This is a genomic window from Pseudomonadota bacterium (assembly GCA_010028905.1).
Taxonomy (GTDB): Bacteria; Vulcanimicrobiota; Xenobia; order RGZZ01; family RGZZ01; genus RGZZ01.
In genome coordinates this window covers 1-5,759 of sequence record RGZZ01000328.1, presented here as the reverse complement: position 1 = coordinate 5,759, position 5,759 = coordinate 1, and the positions used below count along the sequence as shown (strand labels likewise).

General features: G+C 65.5%; 4 protein-coding genes. All 4 read left to right on the top strand.

From position 1 onward, the window contains the following. Positions 1-73: 73 nt before the first annotated feature. A complete protein-coding gene (locus EB084_18230; protein ID NDD30198.1) occupies positions 74-1,003 on the top strand; it encodes a hypothetical protein in 930 nt (309 codons plus the stop codon). A 156-nt stretch (positions 1,004-1,159) separates the two neighbouring features. Beyond that, a complete protein-coding gene (locus EB084_18225) occupies positions 1,160-2,650 on the top strand; it encodes a hypothetical protein (GenBank protein ID NDD30197.1) in 1,491 nt (496 codons plus the stop codon). Between the two features lie 113 nt (positions 2,651-2,763). Next, positions 2,764-4,839 (top strand): glutamate synthase, encoded by a 2,076-nt coding sequence (locus tag EB084_18220; GenBank protein NDD30196.1) that lies wholly within the window; start codon positions 2,764-2,766, stop codon positions 4,837-4,839. Positions 4,840-4,974: 135 nt separating this feature from the next. Next, on the top strand, positions 4,975-5,759 hold a 785-nt coding region (locus EB084_18215), incomplete at its 3' end, for a radical SAM protein (protein NDD30195.1).

Genomic DNA, 5,759 nt, shown 5'->3' with positions numbered 1-5,759 from the left:
ACCAGGCTTTGGCGGAGGTGGAAGTGTCCCCGCTCCTCCGGCAGGAGCGGGCGGCGGGTTGCCACTGGGTGCCATGGCCGTGGCGCTCATCGCCGTGGTTCTCATCGGGATGTTCTTGTCGAAGGGGCGTGAGAGCAAGCCTGCTCCCCCGTCTGCGCCCTCGGCTCCGGCCTCGGCAGCCAGCGCTCCGCAGGCCACCACGCCCGAGGCATCTCCATCTCCCGCGCTGGGTTCCTCTTCCCCGGCGGCAACAGATACCGTCTCCGCTCCTGCCGGGCTCCCGACCGTGCCAGGCGCCACCACCACCGTCAAGGTGGTCGATCCCGTCATGTGCCGCGAGGTCGACAACGAGGCCAGGCCGGTGAAGCCCACCACCCGCTTCGAGCCGAGCTGGCCGTTCTTCTGCTCTCTGCGCGCAACGGGGCTGAAGAAGGGCTCAAAGCTCGTGGGCGTGTGGCAGAGCCCTTCCGGCAAGTCGAGCAAGCGCGAGATCGTCTCTGATCGGAGAGGGGATTACTACGTCTACTTCTCTCTCAGCCCTCGCGGTGAGGGGTTCTGGGAGGCCGGTCGCTACTCGCTTGCGATCATCGCGGATGGCGTGCTGCAGCAGACCGTGCAGTTCGAGGTCGTAGGCGGCCCTGCCGCGTCGTCGAGCACCGCGCCCCAATCGGACGCGCAGTCACACGTGGAGGAGGCGGTGACCTGCCCGAGCGTTGATTCCCGTCACCGTCCGCTGAACCCGACCACGACGTTTGCCACGAGCGTGAAGGCAGTCATCGTTGCAGTGCACGTGCGTGATGTGAAACAGGGGCGACGTGTCTCCACGCGATGGTTCTACGACGGCAAGCAGGTGAAGGAGATTCCCATCGAGGTGCCGCGCGATGGCTCTGGCTGGCTGTCGTTCCGTCTCACCAACTCTCGCAGCTGGCCCGTCGGCGCCTACAAGGTCGAGGTCTACTATGACGGAACCTTCGCGCGCACGACGGAGTTCGCTGTTCGGTAGCGCAACGCAGCGCAACCTGAGACGGCGCTTGGGGGTCGTATCCCATCGTCGAGATTCGTCACGGGTATCGGGACGACTTCTGCGGCGCAACCCCGTCGCGTTGCTTGCAGCAGGCGTGATGACCAAGGAGGTGCGCTCCTCGGTGAGCGCGACAGCATGATCAACCTTCGACTCTGGCGTTCTGCAGCTCTGGCTCTGATGATGGTGCTGCTCTCGATGGGGGCGGGCATGGTTCGCGCCGCGGACGAGATGCGCATCGTGGTCGACGGGCAGCCCGCGACCTTCGAGGTTCCACCCGTTGATCGCGAGGGCGTGGTCTGTGTGCCGATGAAAGGCGTGTTTGCCCGCCTGGGCGCGGTGGTGAACTATGACAACGTCACCCACACCGTGAAGGCCCTGCGGGGGAAGACGCTCATTCTCCTGACCCTGGGCAGCGACACGGCCACGGTCAATCTCAAGCCGTTCAAGCTGCAGGTGGCCCCCTTCATGAGTGGTGGGGCGATCATGGTGCCCTTGCGCTTCGTGGGGGAGGCGCTGGGTGCCCAGATCTCGTACGACGCGGCCACGCGGGTGGTCTCTATCCGCTCTGGCAAGGAGGCGGTCATCACGCTTCCCACCGTCCATGTCCCGGCGGCCTCACCGACCCCCATCCCTTCCCCTACCCCAGAGGAGGTGCGCATCACCGAGTTCCGTCACTCCGCGAGCGGTCTGCTCCATCCGGGAGACACCTTGCATGTAACGCTTGTGGGCACGCCCAACGCTCAGGCCTCGTTCTCGGTTCCTGGACTGGCCGACAAGGTGGCCCTGAAAGAGGGGCCGGAAGGGACCTACGCCATCGATTACAAGCTGGGCGGAGGGGTGACCCTCAGAGACGCCCCCGTCTTCGGTGTCTTGCAGAAGGGCACGCAGCGGGCGCCGCTGGCAACTGCTCCCGTTGCGCTCACGGTGCAGCCGCTCGTTCCGCACCTCGATCGCCCGTCACCGGGGGTGGGGGCGAGGGTTCTCGAGAAGACCCCGCGCATCACCGCCTTCTTCGAGATGCTCGGGGGCACGCTTGACGTCTCGTCGGTGCGCGTGCTCGTGAACGGGTCTGATGTGAGCAAGCAGGCCTACATCACGCGCGAGTTCTTCACCTACGTGCCCGCACAGCCGATCGAGGGTATTGTAAAGGTCGAGGTCAGCGGTCAGGTGACTCCTCCGGGATCGGCCGCGGCTGCACCCTTCACCGATGGCTGGTCGTTCTCCACCGCTTCAAGCACCGCCACGACCCCCATGACGGCGCCACCCACCGCGTCGCCGACGCCCGCGCCTGCTGCTTCGCCTGCGCCCCCCTCGTCGCCGGACGCCCTCCCTCTCACCGTGACGTCACCCGTCGCTGACGCACTGGTGTCGAGCACGGTCAAGGTTCAGGGGAAGACGGCGGCGGGCGCGCGCGTGAAGATCGACCTGACCCGACGGGTTCCTGTTCTCGAGCACGACGTGAGATTGGCAGGTGGGGAGGCAACGGCCGATGACCAGGGAATGTACACCATCGACATCGCATTGCCGTGGACCGCGAAGGGCGCAAGGCTGAATGTGGTCGCTCGGGCGCGAGACGCCGCCGGACGGCGTTCCGCGCCCGTCGTGGTGACGGTGAACGGCAGGTAGTCGAGTGATGCGGGTTCGGCGGTCGAGCGCTTCGCGACCCATTGCGAAGCGACGGCCGCCGGCCAGGCAAGGGTGGAGGGGACACGTCATTGGCTGAGCTGTATCCGCTTTCCATGCGCACGCACCTGCGGCGCATCTTTCACGAGCTGCGGCACAAGGACCAGGTATACGACCTGCCCCGCGCCCGATTCTACGTGGGCGATCCCACCCTCGACACCTCGGTGCGGTTTCACGGGCAGCGGGCTTCCACCGCGCTCGGGCCGGCCGCCGGGCCGCAAGACCAGCTCATCCAGAACATCGTGCTGTCATGGCTGGGTGGGTCGCGCATCATCGAGCTGAAGACGGTGCAGATCCTCGACGAGCTCAAGATCCCCCGCCCGTGCATCTCGGCGGCCAACATCGGGTTCAACGTCGAGTGGTCGCAAGAGCTCAAGCTCTCGAAGTCGCTGCGCGAGTACGTGGCCTCGTCGATGATCGTTCAGATGCTCGCCGACGCAGACATCCTTGGCCTCGGTGACCAGAAGGCGGCCAAGACCGCCACCATTCTCGACATGTCGGTGGGATACGACCTGAAGGGCATCAGCACCCCGGAGGTCACGGGCTGGATCCGCTCGATGATCGACGCAACCGCCATCGTCGATGATCTGCGTTCCGAGATTCCCGACGAGTGGGCCGCGTATCGGTCGTTCGACTTCAACCCGCGCATCGCGAACTCGATCACGTTGTCGACCTTCCATGGGTGCCCGCCTGACGAGATCGAGAAGATCGTGCACTACCTGATCACCGAGATCGGCGTCAACGCCATCATCAAGCTCAATCCCACCCAGCTGGGCAAGGAGCGCCTCGAGCATCTGCTGCACGATGTGATGGGCTACACCCATCTCGAGGTGAACCAGAAGGCCTACAGCGCCGGCCTGAGCCTGCAAGAGGCCATCGATATCGTCGAGCGCCTGCGCCCGCTTGCCGATGCACGCGGCCTCGGACTCGGGGTGAAGTTCTCGAACACCCTCGAGACGGTGAACAAGGGCAAGTACTTCACCGATGAGGTGATGTACATGTCAGGGCCGCCCCTGCACGTCATCGCCACAAACCTCGTGGGCGAGTGGCGCAAGGCCCTCGGCACGAAGTATCCCATCTCGTTCTCGGCAGGAATCGACCACGAGAACTTCCACAAGGCCGTGGCCATCGGCCTGGTTCCCATCACGGTCTGCACCGATCTGCTCAAGCCACGCGGATACGGTCGCCAGATCACGTACCTGCAGAAGCTCGAGGAGAAGATGAAGGCCTGCGGGGCGGCCACCATCGACGAGTACATCGTGCGGGTGCGTGATGCCGGTCCCGAGGCCATTCGCCGAGCCGGGGGCGAGCACGCGGCTGCCCTTCAGGCTGCCTATGCCAGCGGCAGCGCCCTCGCTGACGCCGCGCCCGCCGAGGTGGTTCGCAAGGTCGTCGACGAAGCCGTGCTGCTCAACACGGCCGCCTACGTCGATGAGGTCACCGCTGACGCGCGCTACCATCACGCCAAGAACACCAGCGTGCCGAAGAAGATCGGCAGCCACCTCTACCTCTGGGACTGCATCTCGTGCGACAAGTGCATCCCTGTCTGCCCCAACGACGCCAACTTCCTCTACGAGGTGGGCGCGTTCGACATCTCGTACCGCAACCTGAGGCTCACCCCAGACGGCGTGCTGCCGGACGAGGCGGGCACCTTCAAGATCACCCAGGCCACCCAGATCGCCAACTACGCTGACTTCTGCAATGAGTGCGGCAACTGTGACACCTTCTGTCCGGAGTACGGTGGACCGTACATCATGAAGCCGCGGTTCTTCTCCACGCACGAGACCTACGCGTTCCACGCCGATCGCGACGGCTTCGTGGTGACCGCCGAAGGAGGCGCGCAGCGCATCACAGGCCGCATCATGGGGCGTGAGTACAGTCTCGAGACCACCGATGTCGAGGGGCTTGATCGCTTCCGTGACGGCGTTCTCGAGGTCGACATCATGCGAGAGGGCGGCAAGGTCAAAGGCACGCGCGTTCTCGATTCCGACAAGGTGGGCCACATCACCGATCTGAAGAACTACTGGCAGCTCGTGCTCCTGCTGCAGGGCGTGAGGAGCCGCAAGCACATGAACTACGTGAACGCCGTCGACTGGCCGGTCGAGTCCGAGGCGGCGCCGGCGCCGGCGTGATCTCGGGCGGAGAATGGGAATAGAGCGAGACCATCTGGCGACGAATCCATCATCACGGGAGCCGACCGCCTGGGCGCTGCCCCGCCGGCTGTTGGCCCTTCCCGGAAGCGGATCACTGACAAGGAGAGCCTCGTCATGCGCGTGACCCTCGTACTCACCCACCAGTGCAACATGCGATGCACCTACTGCTACGCCGGCGACAAGTTCTCGAAGGCCATGCCGGAGCAGACCGCGTGGAAGGCGATTCGTCAGGCCTTTGCGCGAGATGATGGCGAGCCGGTCACCATCGCCTTCTTCGGCGGAGAGCCCATGCTGGCGTTCGATCGCATGGTGGCCTCGGCCCGCCTGGCACGCAAGCTGGGTCAGCGCTTGGGTCGGCGCGTCATATTCAGCCTCACCACGAACGGCACCGTGATGCACGAGCGGGCCCTGCGGTTCTTCCGCGAGTACGGCTTCTACGTCGGGGTGAGCCTCGATGGGCTGGCCGAGGAGCAGGACCGCCGTCGCCCCATGGTGGGAGGGCAGGGCTCGTTCGAGCGCATCTGGCGAAACCTCGAGCTCGCGGCGCAGTGGCTGTCACGCATCGATGTGATGATGGTGGTCAGCCCCGATACGGTGGCGAAGATCCCGGCCGCGGTGTCGCGCATGCGTGACATCGGTCTGTACCGCGCCTCGCTCATTCCCAACGTCGATGAGCCCTGGAGCGAGTCGGCGCGTGATGCCGCCCGCACGGCCTATCGTCGTCTCGCGCGCATCTATCTCGACACCCGAACCACTGACCGCCCCATGTTCGTGCATCCCTTCGTCGAGCATCGCGCGGCCCGAGAGGCGCAGGCCCAGGGCCAGCCGAACGGTGCCTGCGGCGCCTCATCGGCCTGCGGCTTCGGCGAGCGTGAGATCGCGGTGGCGCCCAGCGGGCG